General features: G+C 31.5%; 9 protein-coding genes. 1 reads left to right on the forward strand and 8 read right to left on the reverse strand.

The window, feature by feature from the left end:
• Positions 1 to 13: 13 nt before the first annotated feature.
• The 7 genes from ACKTTC_RS10755 to ACKTTC_RS10785 form a co-directional block, all read right to left on the reverse strand.
• The gene (locus ACKTTC_RS10755; RefSeq protein WP_408039829.1) at positions 14 to 1,666 is read right to left on the reverse strand and encodes a hypothetical protein; all 1,653 of its coding nucleotides are present in this window, start codon (positions 1,664 to 1,666) and stop codon (positions 14 to 16) included.
• Positions 1,667 to 1,748: 82 nt separating this feature from the next.
• Positions 1,749 to 2,198, reverse strand: coding sequence for a hypothetical protein (locus ACKTTC_RS10760; RefSeq protein WP_408039830.1), 450 nt, complete (start codon positions 2,196 to 2,198; stop codon positions 1,749 to 1,751).
• Between the two features lie 2 nt (positions 2,199 to 2,200).
• Positions 2,201 to 3,115 carry a PKD domain-containing protein gene (locus ACKTTC_RS10765; protein WP_408039831.1) on the reverse strand — a complete coding sequence of 305 codons (915 nt, stop codon included), beginning with the start codon at positions 3,113 to 3,115 and terminating at the stop codon, positions 2,201 to 2,203.
• 10 nt (positions 3,116 to 3,125) lie between these two features.
• Entirely contained in the window at positions 3,126 to 8,339 is a 5,214-nt protein-coding gene (locus ACKTTC_RS10770; RefSeq protein WP_408039832.1) for a hypothetical protein, read from the reverse strand.
• Positions 8,340 to 8,584: 245 nt separating this feature from the next.
• Positions 8,585 to 9,028 carry an SMI1/KNR4 family protein gene (locus ACKTTC_RS10775; RefSeq protein WP_408039833.1) on the reverse strand — a complete coding sequence of 148 codons (444 nt, stop codon included), beginning with the start codon at positions 9,026 to 9,028 and terminating at the stop codon, positions 8,585 to 8,587.
• 23 nt (positions 9,029 to 9,051) lie between these two features.
• Positions 9,052 to 12,651, reverse strand: coding sequence for an HNH endonuclease (locus ACKTTC_RS10780; RefSeq protein ID WP_408039834.1), 3,600 nt, complete (start codon positions 12,649 to 12,651; stop codon positions 9,052 to 9,054).
• A 3-nt stretch (positions 12,652 to 12,654) separates the two neighbouring features.
• On the reverse strand, positions 12,655 to 14,817 hold the full coding sequence (locus ACKTTC_RS10785; RefSeq protein WP_408039835.1) for a hypothetical protein: 2,163 nt from the start codon (positions 14,815 to 14,817) through the stop codon (positions 12,655 to 12,657).
• A 456-nt stretch (positions 14,818 to 15,273) separates the two neighbouring features.
• On the opposite strand from ACKTTC_RS10785, the gene ACKTTC_RS10790 reads away from it, so the two are divergent.
• Positions 15,274 to 16,143, forward strand: a complete 870-nt coding sequence (locus ACKTTC_RS10790; protein ID WP_408039836.1) for a DUF3667 domain-containing protein — start codon at positions 15,274 to 15,276, stop codon at positions 16,141 to 16,143.
• On the opposite strand, the gene ACKTTC_RS10795 is transcribed toward ACKTTC_RS10790, so the two are convergent.
• Entirely contained in the window at positions 16,140 to 16,898 is a 759-nt protein-coding gene (locus tag ACKTTC_RS10795) for a DJ-1/PfpI family protein (protein WP_408039837.1), read from the reverse strand. The two genes, ACKTTC_RS10790 and ACKTTC_RS10795, sit on opposite strands and share 4 nt — an antisense overlap.
• Positions 16,899 to 16,935 lie beyond the last annotated feature (37 nt).

The following is a 16,935-nucleotide window of genomic DNA, read 5'->3' on the forward strand; positions in this document are numbered from 1 at the left end:
TCTCTTTTTCTTATTAATTTATTTGAATGTTACTTATCACAGTGTCGTTTATAGCATAACTATCACCATTCCATAATTTATATTGGAAACGAATATTTAAACTCGTAGCTGCTATTTTTTTATTGCTATGCATAATTAATGCTTGTGAATAATCTTTCGCATAGATTACAGAATAATCACCATCTACTGTAGTTGGATCATCATTTGATAATACAGCAATTGTATTTTTAATTTCTTCTAACGGTATTTTAGGATCGTTAAAAGGCTCTGGGCTTCTAACTAATATACCAATAGCATCGTTTGCATTTGAATTTCGAATAATATTAAATTCAGTTGTTGCAGGAGGATCTAAAGGAGTCATTTTGAAAATTCCTTCTAAGATTCTATCTAAATAATCTAGAAATTCTGTTTCTTGAATATCATTAGTTGCCTCTGTTGTTACAAGTGTACTATAAGCTTTGTTAATTGTATCATTTGATACATCTAAATCTAGCGTATATACTGCTTTTGTTGTATTTTCTTCATCTAGTTTATAACTATTTACCTGCTCTTCAAAAGAAGCATAACGAGATGTTTGGAATACATAATCATGTATTTGTTTTCGTTCACCATCAAACGCATTCGTTATGATAGCTGTATACATTTTACGAGGCTTTAAATTCTGGAAAGTAACCTTTGTATATTGACTTGCTGGCTTAATAATCTCTCCTCCATCAAAACCACAAGTTCCTCCTTGCGCTTCCACAAAATTCTTTACATATTGTAATACTGGAGGCATTGGAATTTCACTATCTTCAGTCCATTCTTCAGTTGTCTGAGGAATATTCGTTACATCCACTTCTGGAGGCATTGGATGCTCTAAAATTACATTTGAAACTGGATCTTGAATAAAGACTTTGAAAGCTTCTAAGCTATTATTCTCATTATCTTTTGTTTCTATAGCTGGTAAAAATGTATCTGAACTTCCTCCATACGTCGCCCATTTATTTTTAAACATATGAGGCACATATGGTTTTATATAAAATATTTGAAGCTTTGCGTGCTCATGACCATAGAATAATGGTTTAGAGCGCAATAAATTTCCGTTTGCATTTGGGTATGAACGTCTATAATCTATATATTGTTCTAAAGATGTTAATGCGTATTGATCTGGATTTAATAGTTTACCATCTGCATCTCGCTCCCCTCCATAATTTACATTTGGTGCATTATGATAATGTCCGATAGTTCCTGCAGTTTTAAATCCATAGTGATATTTGTACTCATGCTCATGACTATCATCTACAATATCTTTTACGGTAAATGCAACATGATATTTTGTGTTTGGACGCCAAATAGGTGCCCCTGCTTTGTTAATAGCCTCTACTGTTGCTTCATGATCTTGCTGTATAGCATCTTGACTTGGTATATTCAGATTGTATGTCCAATCTTCTACAGATAACCAACATAACTCGTGTAATAATGTTCCACACTGTTTTGAATTAGAAGTATTACACAATTTTTTTATGCTAGCCATAATATCTTTTGCCAACACTTTTAATCTTAGATAATACTCTTTACACTGTACTGGATTTTTACATGTTTTTAATTTTGCTAAAACCGAATTATATTCTGTAAACTCAGATCCTATCGCTGCTGCTATTTTTTGATCTCTTATTGGCGTCATAATCTTCTTAGTAACTTTTTATTTTCATATCTTATATTCCCTGCTATTTTCTATACTTCATAAGCAGTTCTTATAAATCATTTTATTTATATCTATTCAGCTTTTGAGTATATTTCTTCACTCTATCTTTATCTTCCTGTTTCGTTGACAATTCAATAAAGTCTAAAAGCTCTTTTTTCCTTCCATTCCTATTTATAAAATTTAAAGACATATTTAAAAAAGACTTCTTTTCTACTTCTTTAAAAACCTCATTCACAAATATTTCTACTTTTATATATAGTATATTGTAAACATAAACCCTTTTAATATGAGGAATATTTGAATCTTCTATTGCTTTTGTTCTTACCATTTTAAAGTAAGGGTTCAAATTTTCTAAAATCTTTTCATTTACAATTATTAGATCTATGTCATTTATTACAACATCCTTTTCTAAATGTTTATAATCTGCCAGACTTCCTGTTATCGCAAAATTATCTTCCCCTAACAAATAATATAAGATGCTTATTACTGCTTTATAATTATTAAATAACATACTTAGGTTGCAGATACATTAGTAACACTATTTAAAACTGTATATGACATTCCATTGTCTGAGGAACCAAAAATGGTATTAAATTCTATACTAAAAATACCGTTAGTAACCTCCCATAAAGTAGCATTCCCTATTACTGTAGGCTTTGAAACAATTTCATTAATAATCGTGTTTTTATCTGATGAGTTTTGCAAATCAAAGTTTCCATTCAAATGTATTGTTTGTGAAAAATATTCATACGTAGCATTTCCATCCTGACTTTCACGATCATCCTCAACTTTAGTTACATAATTTAAAATAAACGTTGCTGTATTAATATACCTACTTGTTTCCAGTTTAAATCTACCTGCATCTATTTTAACAACCTTGAATAGATTATTTTCATTGACATTAGGTATATATATAATTTCAACCTCATCTTGCGCAGTTAAACCATCATTATCTGTAACGGTACATCTAAATCTATGTGTTCCTTCTATAAGCCCCGTAATTTCTGTAGTTGCTGCATTAGGGTTTATAATAGTAACTGATGGACCACCACTCATAACTTCCCATAAATAGCTGACAATTGTTCCATCTGGATCTGATGCAATTGCTGTTACTGTTGTATTATTCGATGCTATATTTTGATCTACTCCAGCAAATACAGTTGGTTTTTGATTTGGTGTACAATTACCTACTTTAAATCCTTCTGGAGAAGTAAACCACTCACTCCAAAGTCCTCTTACATCTTGTACTCTAACTTGTAAATCATACTCCCCATTTACATTAATATCTGGTGTTTGTGGGTTAGATAAATTAATATTAAATATATCTTGAAACGCAACTTCGTTTTTAAATTTATATCTTCCTTGTGCTGCTTGAAGTCCATCTCCATTAGCATCTGTATGTTGTATTGTAAAATTTATTCGACACATATTTTTTTTCTTAAACTGGACAATTTGAAAAACTCATAGAAACTCTAGCTGTTTTATTACTTGAAGCCGTATTAATTATATTCAATCTCACTTCATCTACTCCTGTTGCTTGTGCAGAATGGCCAGCTCCTATAAAGGTATTAACTGTACCTCTACCAAAACTATCTAAAGTTAGAGCAACGTTTGTTTGATTTCTTCCAACTGGAGGGTTAAAAATTAAATCATACTTTATAACTTCGTTTGGAGCACCTATAATCGTAAACTCAACACCTCTGTTACAATTTCCTGAACCTGTAGTTACAAGAGGAGAAACTGATGCTCCACTACCTGTAACCACATTTTCACAGCAATTTCCATCTGGGAATGTGATTCCAGTAACTACTGGAGCTGTATTTGTTCCACAACCTGTAATAAAGTTTAAAAATTCTTCTAAACACTCAATATTATAATCTTCATTTTCTTCTGCTTCATCTGTAAAACAATTATTATAATGGTCTAAAAGCACCCCGTGTAACTCACATGGATTACATGAACTATCTGAAACCACTGGTTCTTCTACTGTTTTTCCTACTTCAAATCTTTTTTGTGTAAAATTAGAAGCTTGTATTTCCATATAACCAATTCCTCTCCTGATAGGTGGAGGATTTGTTGAACAACCTCTTCCTAGCAAAGCATCTAATTCACCTAATAATCTATTATATTCTGCTGAATTTGCTGGGATTTCTATTTCTGCTTCAAGTGGTATTTCACTTCCATATTCTTCATAGGTTTCTAAGAATAATGCCTCTATTTGCTCATAAATTCTATCTATTTCAAATTGATCTGCACTAATTGGGTAAATCTCTATTTTACTAATAGCATCTGAGGTATTTGTATACTTTACCCCTTCGGAATCGGCTAACTCTAACGGTGTATAATTAACACTTGCTACTGGTAAATACTCTATCCTATATGCTCCTTCTGGAAGGTATGATTTATAATAAATTACTTTTACTCCTTCTGCTGCTGTACTTAATTTTAAAGTTACTTCTCTAGATGGTTTTGGTAATTTAAACTCTAGCGCACTAGTATTAGGGAACTTTAACGATTGTTTGAATCCAAATGTATTTAAATCATTAACGACTTGAGCTCCAGAATTCATTACAACACCATTTACATTAGATCGTTGTCCTTGTGAAACATTAAAGAAAACACCTTGATGCGAATGATAATATGGGAAGTTTGTTTGTGTATAATATGAACTGTTTAAAGGACTATTTAACCAGTTTACACAATCTCCATCTCTTCGAGTTCCTTCGCAGAAAAAAGTCCTATGTGTTAGTCCTATTTGCTCAGGAATAAACCAACCTGGCTCCCCTTGCTCTGTATACGAAAACGGAGAAGTTGCTAAGATTCTAATTGCATTATACTCTTTACTCGATTTTTGCCAATGACCAATACGTAAGTTTCCAATTCCATTATAGTCTTGTTCACTTAAACCTTCTCCTTTCAATAAAGCTTCATAAGGATGGTAATCTACCCATGTAGAAGAACCTTCTTTGGCTGCTTTAATGCTAACATCTGTTATTTCATAACGATGTTTTACCTGACGTAATTCATTTCCTTTAATAACCTTAACAGGTGGTATTAAGTCCTCGTAATTTTCTGGAGGGTTATTATAACTACCTATTACATTAGCAACTTCACTACTAGCTATCAACGATTTATCAAACTTTATATCTACATACGTATCTAATGGTAAAATAACTTCATCAAATTTATCGCTATTTGCATTTGGTACTGCTTCACCAAAGTTAATTAGCTCAAAAGTTTCTCCAGTTAACATATGAATTCCTTTAGCTGCTTGATCGTTTACTTCATTAGTTAAAGCTGGAAGTGGTGCTAAAATTGGCGTTATTGGTGGAATAGGAGTTCTATCTACACGTCGGTTTTTCTCCCATTTGATTTTAACTCTTGCACAAATACGTATTCTTACAAACCATATTTTTATGCTTCCACAAACACGTATTTCTGCATAAATTAAGAATGGACTGGCTGCTTCTACAGCAAAGAATACAGAGAACGAAATACTCACTTCAATAATTCCGAATAAATCGACTGTTCCTCCAGCATCTACTCCCATATAACCTCCTATTTGAGGTCTCTCGAAACTTATAAACCCTCCTACTTCTGCAATTAGCCACGCTTCTACTCTAATAGGACCAAAACGTTCTCTAATATCAAAAATTACTTTAGCTCCTGCTGCAATACCACTACTTGAAAGCATTAAGAAAGCTTGCATCTCTACTAATGATAATACCTTAGCTGCAATAGGGTCTTCTCGTGTTCCTAAATTCAAGTACCATCCTGAAAGATTATCCCAGAAGAAACCTGCTTGCATATATGCGTGCATATCAATAATACTTCCTGATGATCCAGGCAACTTAAAGTCTACTCCTGCTCCTATTTCTATACCATTGTCTGCCAATATCATGAAAGCAAAGAAAGGTGGTTCTCCTTTATCATCTAAGCCCCATTCCTTACTTAAAATACTTGCTCTACCATCTATCATTAATAAATTAGGTATAGATAATAACACCATTACACGTAAGGAAATAACATCACTAGCTCCTACCGTTCCTATGGTAACTCCTGCTCCTAATGTAACAGGATTTGTGTAGCTCTCTGTTTTATCTGGTCCATTAAATTTAGATGCATGTATTCCTCTTGGTGGATGCGTATAATAATCGTACCATTTATCATCATGCGAATGCAACCCTACAGCTTCTTTTTCAGCCACATATCTGAATCCCATAATACCTCTAAACCCACTAATTCCTAGTCCCGTTGCTCCCAATGGAATTGGTGTAGGTATCTCCAAATGAGCATCAATTAAAAATGCTGGCTCTTTAGGCTGCAAACGCATACTTGCTCCACCTGCCATTTTTAATTTAGGTAGTTTAAGTGATACTCCTCCTGCATATTCTACATCGTTTACACTTAACCAACCATTTATAATTGCTGTAGCTTCACTTGCTGACGCATTTCCTGGTATTGTTAAATCTACCTCAATTGTTTGAATGCTTATGTAAGAATGTGGTTCTTTTCCCGGTCCATCGTCTACTGTATAAAAATACTTCAATCCTTCTCCACGACCTTCTACTCCAATAAGTCCCATACTTATAGCTCCATCAAAACCAAAATAGTTATACTTACGCATTACACCATTGTGTTCTTCTTGGAAAGATCCAAAGTGTATAGCTGTAACCATCATATCTATTGGTCCTAACGGTATTGGGAAACTTTTTGGAAGCGGGATTGATCCTCCTTCAATTTCTAAACTACCATCGCTATAAATTCTTAAGCGATCGATACCTAGTTTACGATCTCCTAAGAAACTTCTTATAAGTGGGTTTGTAAATTCAATATCACAAGAAGTTCCTAAATAGAACGGTTCATCTCCGCTATCTCTTCCTATTTCTAATGAATTTATATATATCTTGAATAAATCAAATACATTTATAGGTTCAAAACCATCTTGTTCTGAAGCTGTTAGATTAAATCCTCCTCCATCATCTATATGCCCTGAAATTTCTATACTGGCAATGTCTCCTTTAGCATCTTTTAATCGTGGTATTTTTAAACCTCCTTTAATATTTGATTCTGTAACTTTTCCTTGTTGAAAACTGATATCAAAACTCGTAAACCAAATTTCAAACCCATTTTCTCCGAACTTTTTCACTAATCTTGGAGGTGGAGTATTTGAAGGTAAACCATTAATATAAGTTGCATATTCAGAAGCTATATTAAATGTTTTGAGTGCTTGTGTTTCTAAGTCAAATACAGAAAACGGATATGTAAACTGATATGATGCTCCATTTAAACTATTTAAATGCACCAACAATTCACTATAACTAGCAATTGTTTTAGTTTCACTATTTGCCGTTATTTCTATTGGATATTGAATCTTAAAATTGTCTTCATAGTACGAAGAAACAACCCCTAATCCTATTTGTATTGCTTCTAGTATGATGGTTCCTGAAATACCTCCTGAACCAATTAGCATACTATACCCTCCTAATTTCGCAGTTGTTCCTGGGTGATTATCTCCTCCATCGAACCATTGAGCTGGTAATGTTACTGATACTTCATCTGCATACACTCCTTTAAAGGTAGCTGGTCTTCCTTCTAAATCTGCTTCTCGAATATTTTCCGTGTCACTTAAATCTACTTTAAGTCGCTCTATATTTAAGATAATCCCTGAATTTCCAATCATTACAGGTGTCATCGTATTGAGCTCTAAATCTACTTGATATCCAAAACCATTTTCCGTATTGGCATAAAACAATGCTTTTCCAAACGTAAATCCTGCTAATGGATGTCCCGTTTCTGCATTTTCTATTGGTAATGGTAATAATGCATGTGTTGGATGATCTACAGGATACACTGGTTGTAATAAATTACGGGGAAATTCTATACCTGCCGATAATTCTAAGCTTGCACTAAACTTAGGAATTAAAATATCTTTTATATATTCTTCAATGTCTTCTGGTAATAAGCTTTCAAAAAACGCTTTTAGTTTTCTTTTAGTTTCTTCCAGATCATTTTTTAAAATGTATGTAGCAAAACCTATAAACGACGCATAGTTACCTGATTGCGAATATAATTCTGTTACAATAGTTGAAATCGAAGTATCCTCTGTTGGAGTGGGTAATGTAATACCACTATTTGCTTCATTTATATCATTTACAAATTGCTCTAAAGCAGTTACGGTATCGTCAACAGGAACTGTAAATGTATTTATAAAGTTAGTCACCGCCTGCTCTTCTGAAATACTTAGCGCACGTAATGCAATCTCAAAGAATGCTTGCGGAGAAAAATCGAATTGATCTAAGTTAAAAGAGCGTAAATACGATAGAATTTTCCATTCGTATTCTACTGTAATGGGAAATGCTGAAATATTGAAATCTCCATCTGGATCAGGATTTAAAATTAAATAAATTCCTGTTCCAGGTATTTCTATATCTAATCTCTTTTTAGAGATGATAGACAAACTATAAAAAGCCGCATCTCCTCTTGGACTTTTATTGTATTGTAAATCTTTATAGTGAATATTATCAAAAAGATTTACAATTCCGTCTTTAACGAACCCTAAAATATCTGGAATATCTTCTTTTACTAAAATTGATGATAATTTAGGGTAATATCTTGGTATAATAACAGGTGTATTATTTTGATCTGCCATAATTTTCCTTTTACTTATTCATTTTTTTACTAACTAATTACTAAGAGGTTTTCTTAGTGAATTGTCTTTGCTTTATTTGCAATTTAATTGGCCATATAATTGTAACCTAAAATTTCCGTCTACAACACTGCCTTTTTATCCTTTTGCAATTATTTTTCTTTGTAACTCTCTTGTAATTTCATAGTAATTTTTATTTCTATGTTTCCACATTCTACTATAATCAAACAATTATTTGTTTTTTAAAATCAATCTTCTGCTTCAACCATATCATTAAGGAGTTCAGTAAATGATGGTGATAACTCTATTATTTCTCCTTCTGTATACCGAACTTTGGTATTACCATAAGTATCATCGTTGTTTAGTGACATAATTATATCTCCTCCTCCACTCGTATAACCAATTACTAAATAACCCACAGGTAATCTATCAGATAAAGCTATATTAACTTTTTCTATGGTATAGTTACCATATTTTATAGGAAGAAAATCACTAATCCCTCCATCACCTAAACCATAATAATCTTTATGAACTATATCATATTGCTCCACATCTCCACCATTATAAATCAACATATGTTCCTTATAGTCTTCTGGTAAAATTAAGCCCCCTAGAGAGTTTTCAAATTCATTTAATTCTTCAGAAGTAATAGCATTATCATTAGGTTCAAAAGTTATTTTTACTGGATTCATTTTTTATTATATTTTAACTGTTTTTAAGGTAAATCATTTATTATATCATAAAGCCACTCCATTTGTTTAACAGCACCTGAATGACTTATATCTTGATGAGGCAACCTCCTAACTAGTTGCATAGTACACGACATATTAGTATCTAAATCATCAACATGATGCCAAGTTAACTTGAGTTTTCTCAATATTTTCTCACCATCTTTTGAATTTACTCCAATAGCTATCCAACTATTGGCAAAATCATCTTTTCGATCTTTTAATCCTGTTATTTGAGCAGTTATTTGACCGTTTACATTATTAATTTTTTCAATAATATCATCAAGAGGTTCTGTTAATTCTAAATTAAGCTTTTTAAGTTCATTTTCAGACAATAACTTATCTCCTAATTTATATGGTGGAGTCGGTTGTTGCCATCGTAATCCAGTATTCTCAAAATCTGGTGATATACCCTCTCCTCCTCTAGTTCTTGGTATTTCGACCCCCTCAAATACTCTTAAAGGATCATCTGTATAGGCATTACCAGATGCATTAGCCGTAAACCTACTATATGCCTGTTCTAAATAGGTACTTTGTTCATCAGGAGATAGTTTTTTAAATTTTATTAAAGTTTTAAAGTTAATCTTTGGAGGTGGGCCAATTTCAGGCATATTATAATATACTGTTCCATCTGGACCAGTAAGCTTTGAATTTACACTATTTCTTTTAAGCTTAGTCCCTTCAGGTAAATCTGCAATTATATACAGCCACATTTCTGGTTCATTCTTTGCAACCAATTTCATATCAGCCGTCATTCTACTCCATTTACCAATAGCCTCTGGTTTCTCCGATAATTTAGCTAACCATTCATCACTTTGGTCTACAAAACTATCAAAAAATTCTTTTCTTCTAGCGTACTCTAATTCGTTTAAAGCATCTGCTAAATTATCAAGTTCATAAAACTTTACAGTATTATTATACTGTTGTGTATTTGTTAAAACTTCATCTACTCTAGTACGATCTATAGCTTTTACATCAAATAACTTTTGCCAACGCTCCATGATTGTAGCATCGTTTAACTTTTCTAAAACATCACCCCCTACATTTTCAAAATCTAATAAAAAAGCCTGCTGTTGGGCTGAGGTAAAATCTCGAAGTTTTTCCGCAATTTTTGGATAATCCGCTTCCATACGTTGAAGGAATCGGGTGAAAGCTTCGCCTAATTCATTAAACGAACTTATATTTTCATAAACTTTACTATAATCATCAGCAGTAAAACCTTCTACATCATCAAAAGGGTTAGAATTAGTAGTTGGATCTGGTAACACATCATTCAATTCAGCTGTTGATTTTCTGAAGAATTTTTTAGCAATAAAATCACCACTTAACGTAAGCATTTCCAATGCAAACAACCATTTTTCTATTGCCTGACATCGTTGGTATTTCTTAAAGCCAGGTTGGCCTTGGGTTGGAGGCTCATTGTTGCAATTGTGATAATCTGTACATCCACCAGTAGCTATCTTATGTACTAAACTGGCTGTTCCCAAAAGTAATTCAATAGTAGGTACAGCTACAGTTTTAAGAACACTTAATAAATTTGGAACTGTTGCTAATAATTCTGCTTTAGCTGCAGCTATAGCTGCACTCGTAAAGCCTCCTTCTGCAACACTTTTAAATGCTTTTTTAACTGCTATTTTAGCTCCTTCTGTCAATAACCTTCTGGCAATACCCCAACCACCTGTAACAATTGAAACAACATCAACAAGTAACATGATAGTTTCTTCATTATCTTTTTTATCTCCTATATCATCAATATATTTTGCGTAAAATATAGGTAAATTACTTCCTCTTCCCTCTTGTTCTATATCACAAGGTGTTATGGTATTAAGATTATTATCAGTTAAAACACTTCTGTCAAAAGGTACCTTAACAAAGGTATCTACAGAGGCATTTATCAGGTTGATAGGTTGAAATATATGATAATACCCATGTGGTTTATATGTACTACGATTATGACTTACATTTCCTCCATAAAAAGTCTCAATTACTTTTTTATCAGCACGTATTTTATCCTCATCAAACTCAAATTGCATATTGTCGTAATACCAGAATAATTTTTTTTCAGACTCATATGGTAATACTCTCGGTGCTGCGCCTTTATCTATTTTATTTTCTTGAGCATCATCGTAAAATTTCCACTGAGCATCTTCTGGAGTATAAGTATATTCGTATATAGTTTGTGTAGCTTTATTTTTAGGGTTGTATTTACTAGCCAACCACATTCTGTATACGGCATCTGCAAACCTTCCTCGAGCTCCAGCACCTCCAAACACTACATCAGGGTCTATATCTTTATATAAATCTTCGAAAACAGTAGCTCCCTTTAAAGGTCTTTCATAAAATGGTTTATTCGCTAACAAATTCATAAATTTATTTACCTCTTCTATATTGGTAATGTTCCCATTAATATCATAAACAGGTATGGATTCTATCATCGTTATAAGCACTTCTTCTTCGGTTAGCTTAATAGTTGGTAACGTAGGATTCCATCTTCCTGTAATAAACCAATTGCCTTGTAAAAATTCTTTAAAGAGTTGGATTTTATCTTCCTTATAATCCAAATATTGCATCGTTTTAGGTCCAAATAATCCTATGATGTATCCATAAAGATTTGAATCTGTGCTAGCCAAAGGATTGCCTGCCTTTATTCCTGCAATGAAACTAGAATAATAAAACTCTCTTAATCGCTGAAGTAAAATATAGAAGTATTCCTTTGTAAAATAGTTATGGTATATTTTTTGGTTTAAAACAGTAAAATTAATATCATTAATAATTTCAAAATGTTTTATAAATAAGCTCCTTAATACATTATTTTCATTAAGTACAGTCACAAATTCTTCGGAACTGAATAGTTTATTATAGATCATCATTATTTGTTCTATAACATTTCTTTCAGATGCACTTAAACTTGTAGACTCACCATTAGCCCTTTTAAATTTCTTTGTATTTACACTTGTAAAATAATTACTTAGATAACTTTTATAATCTGGGTTACTAATTGTGCCTACATTAATATCTACAATATCTGTTTTATAGTTTTTTTGTTCATAACCAGGGAAAGACTCGTTTATATTTTTAAACAGAATATTTTCAGGTAACTTACTCTCGATATTTTTATAGTTCTCATTTGGATATTCTGGATACAAAAAAGATTTCACCTGCGTTTTAACAATATATTTTCCATCTTCAAAAGCAATATATCGTTTTGCTAAGTTAATTTTATCTCCTGCTTTTGGTTGATGAACATCACTTAGGTTAATAAGAGGAATAGCATTAAAGTTTCTGATAATTTCAGTATGCGTTTGCGCATTTGATATAGTATTACTATTTCTTTTCTTAGATGCTTTGGCTTTAAAAAAATCATCTATTTTTATATACCCCTTAAATTCTTCCGAAATCGCTTCATTAATAGCCATATATTGACCAATTGTTGCTAACCTACCACTTCCATCAAAAAATATAAGATTAAAATTTTCAGGATTAAATTTTGTTCCATAAGATGAGTCTTGCCCTCCTAAATCTTGATTAGTTTTTATTAAAGAATAATCTAAATACTTTCCGTCTTTTGTTACTAAAAAATCTTTCATAGCTTAAATTTCTAGATTTGAATAATAGTCTCCGTATAGCAAGAACGAATACTTCGAATAATTTTCTGAAAAGAAAAAATAGGAATCAATACTATACACCTTAATTTCTTCTGGAATTTTAAATAACGTTAAATCTCCATTTGTTTCACCTACTATAGAAATCGAATATCTTTTATACTTGCTCTTCTCATTAGATATAAAGTATTCGTCTTCGTTATACAAATCATTTATAAAAAACACCTTGCAATTATTTAATCCATATTGAGCTGCTACATCTTTTAATTTTTGGCTTTCCTCCTTAGTAATTCCCAATATTTTTTTTGTTGGCATATTCCCTTCATAAGCTTTTAAGGTTAGCCCTGTAATAGTTTGTCCTCTATCTGTAAATAATTGTGTTTTTAAGTAATAAGGTGAATTAGGCTGATAAAACCGTTTGTGATTTGCCCCATAATCTTGTAAACTCGTTTTAGCAGCGTCTACTACTGGCGTACTTGTTTTCATATAAGATGAACCAGTCCTTTTCATATTATGCAATAATGTTTCATAGGTAACCCTTTGCAACACTTCATTTTCATTTACAGGAATGGTGTCCTCAATCTTTTGATGTTTTATAACTCCTATATCATTATTTTCTGAAGTATTTGGAAAATTTATAATTTGTAATTTTTCATCCACAATTGTTGGCAACTTCGCACTACTCAACTTTGTATTTATTATTTTGGCATCTAACAATCCAAATACATCGTCTATATCTTTTAAAATAAAGTTTTGTGGTACTACATCTGGTGTATCTGGAGATACATATTCTTGTGCTAACATTTGCTTTGCTTCACAAATAATAGAAATATAAGACCCTATTGAATTTGTAGCAATTGTTTCTGTTTGAAATACAATTGGTTTTGTATAACTACTTACTTCTTCTTCTAACAGATTACTATTTCTAACAAAATTCTCTTCGTGGTTGGACGTTAGCTTCCCTGTTACAACATATACTGATGCATTTTTATAGTTATCTGTTGTTAACTGGAGTGCAATGCTACCATTTTCAGAACTTACAAATTCATGAACTGGCCAATTATTCGTTCCAAAAATTGTTTCAACGGCATCGGCTACAGTATTTCCTATTTTTACAGTATTATCATTATCTTCAGCTGCTATATAATTATTATAAAAGTTATAAGAACGCTGTCTGTTTGCTTGTATGTATATATATGTTTTGTTTTTAGACACAAAACCATTTAACATTTCAAAAATCGTTTCTTTGGTAGTTAAAGGTGTATCTGAATTACCTACATATATCTTTCCTCCTCCATTCGTATGCAATCCATAAAAAGCTGCTACATCCATAAATAACGTAGCGTTTTCTTTCAATAATTTCTGTTGAAATTCATTTGTAATGGTACTCGTATCTAAAGAATATCTTGCCGCTCTAGCATATGTTAAGTCTAATTTAAATGGATTGGGATCATTTTCTATATAATAATCTCCAGTATTCAAGACGATGTCTATTCCAAAAGTACTTGTTGCTGTTCCTAATTCTATCCCTTTGGGTATTGTTGGAAGTTCGTATGCCTTTTGTGGATTTTCTTCGGTGGTTCCTTCGTCAACAGCTATTTTATAAAAATAATTATCTATTAAATTAGTTACGGTTTGATCTTCTGCGCTTTCAGGAAAACCAATTAAACTTATAGAAAATTCTGGTTTTGTTGTATTAGGATTATCTTCATAAAACTTATTAAATTCACTCCAAATATGTTGTACAAATCCAGAACCTGAAGTTTCACTTCCTGCTAATGTATTACCACTGGTAATAAAATCACTTTTATTAAGTCCTCTATATACAATGTATTTAATAGGGATACCTTGAATAGGTTGCCTGAAAGGCTTTAAGATTAGATTAACTTTACTATTATCTCCTTCTTGTGGCTGTAGAAAAACAGTTCCTTGGCACATAGCATACACATTCTTCTCCCCACTAAAGCTAACAACACTTGTCGTCCTAAATTCACTCTCTGATATCGCTCCAAAACGTTGGTTATCTGCTTGAGTGAAATCTTTATCACTTAGAAAGAAATGCGAATTCGACTGTAACAATGGCATCACATTTTTCCCATCTTGAGATGTTGTAGTCTCCTTATATTGATTACTATTGGTTGTATCTGGCATTTTTTATTCTATTTCTTATTCATTTTTCTAAAAGAATAAAGAAACAGGTCTAAAACAGTAACATTATAGCAATAGCATAACAGCCATCTATAGATGGATAATCATAATAAGTACTAAAAACATTTGTAATAATTTGGTAGGGAATTTAAAATAGCAAATTTCCAAATAACCTTTTCTTTATTCTCCACCACGAAGCTAAATAAATCTTTCTTTAAAAACAAATAATTTACATTATTATAAGTTTTTTAACATTTAATTTATTCTTTCTTAAGAAAACACTATATCTAATAAAAATAACTAAATTTTCAACCCCCCTCAGTTTTTATAGCATTCTCCTTATTAATTCTTTTAGAATAATACCTTAGTATATAGATTACACTTGTACCTCTAACAACCTACTCTCGCTACATATCTCAATTACTTTTATATATTTGAAAAAACTAACCAAAACTAGCCATGAATTGTAAAAACTGCGGAAATACTCTTGAAAATGATGCTTTATTTTGTGAACATTGCGGAGCAAAAGTCATCAAAGATAGAATTACCTTTAAGCATTTATTACAAGAGCTTTTTGCTAGCTTTGGCTGGGACAGCTTATATTTTAGCACTTTAAAAAAAATGATTTTAAAACCGCAAGAAGTTTTAAATGAATATTTGGATGGCACTAGAAAAAAATATGTAAACCCTTTTGCTTATTTAGCCGTTGGTTCAGCATTATCGCTTCTTCTTTTTAGCTCTTTTACTGAAGACTTTATAGACATAAATAATTCAATGAACAAAGAAAAAAGCGAGCAATTAAAAACATTAGCTAACGAGGACTTAACGAAGTACAAAGAAACAGTTACTAAAAAAGAATTTAAAAAATTACAAAACAAGAAAAAAAGCGCGCAATTTGCTGTAAAATACCAAAATGCCTTCTATTCCTTTTTTGTAAATTACTTTAATATTGTCTCATTTCTAATTATTCCTTTATATGCTTTAATGAGTAAATTTACTTTTAGGAAACCACATAATTATGGAGAACACATTATAATGAATTGTTATCTACAAGGTACTACTATGTATTTTTCTATGCTATTTTTCTTATTGGCTCTATTAATTAATCCTAAAATATACATATTTAGCACCTTTACCTTTGTTGCTTATTATTTATATGCATATAAGCAACTGTATTGTTTATCTTTAAAACAACTCTTTTTAAAATTATTACGTTTTTTTATAGTTGCAATTATTATTATTCTCATAATAGCACTCATTGTAGGAGCTTTTACTCTTATAGCAGGTATTATTATGGGGTATAACAACCCGAGCATGTTAAAGCCTTAATTGGATTTCTTAATTATTAAATGAGGCACTGTATTCACATCCCAATCTATTACTAAACCTTTAGATAATGATTTTGCAATATCCTTATTATATAAATATTCACATAAGTACAAAGCAGCTTCAAAAGATTTTGCTCCACCAGCTGAAGTAATATATTTTCCATCATGAACAAACAAAACATCTTTACGAATATCTAATTCAGGAAACATTTCTTTCATTTTTTCAATATCTGAAGGAAAAGTTGTAGATACTTTGTCTTTTAAAAGTCCTGCTTTAGCCAACACGAAAGCACCATCGCAATGAGATGTCACAAACATTGCTTCTTTTGCGGCTTTTTGTACGAAATCAATCATCTTCGTATTTTCTAAATCAGTATCTAAATGGTGTTCTGCACTAGGAACTACCAAAATATCTATTTTAGGTAAACTATCTTTTAAGTAATTAAAGTCTGGTAATATTCGTATTCCTTCAAAAGTAGTAATAGCAGCATCTGTATCTGCTACAGTAAATACATTCATTGCTTTTATTCCATCTCTAAATATTGTATGCTGAAAAATATCAAAAGGAGCAGTTAACTCAGTATTATAAGTTCCGTCCATAATTAGAAAAGCTACATTATATCGATTCGGATTTAATTTAGGAAATATCTTTTCCGTTTTTTGAATCTCTACGATTTCTTTTTCTTTTTTACTTTCAACAGAAGTACAACCTATTGTTACTAGCACTAAAAGAATTAAAAAGCAAACTTTTCTCATTATGAAGAATTTATGTTGTTTAAAAAAGCGTAATTTC

Origin of the sequence: Tenacibaculum amylolyticum (genome assembly GCF_964511145.1) — a bacterium.
Lineage (GTDB): Bacteria > Bacteroidota > Bacteroidia > Flavobacteriales > Flavobacteriaceae > Polaribacter > Polaribacter amylolyticum.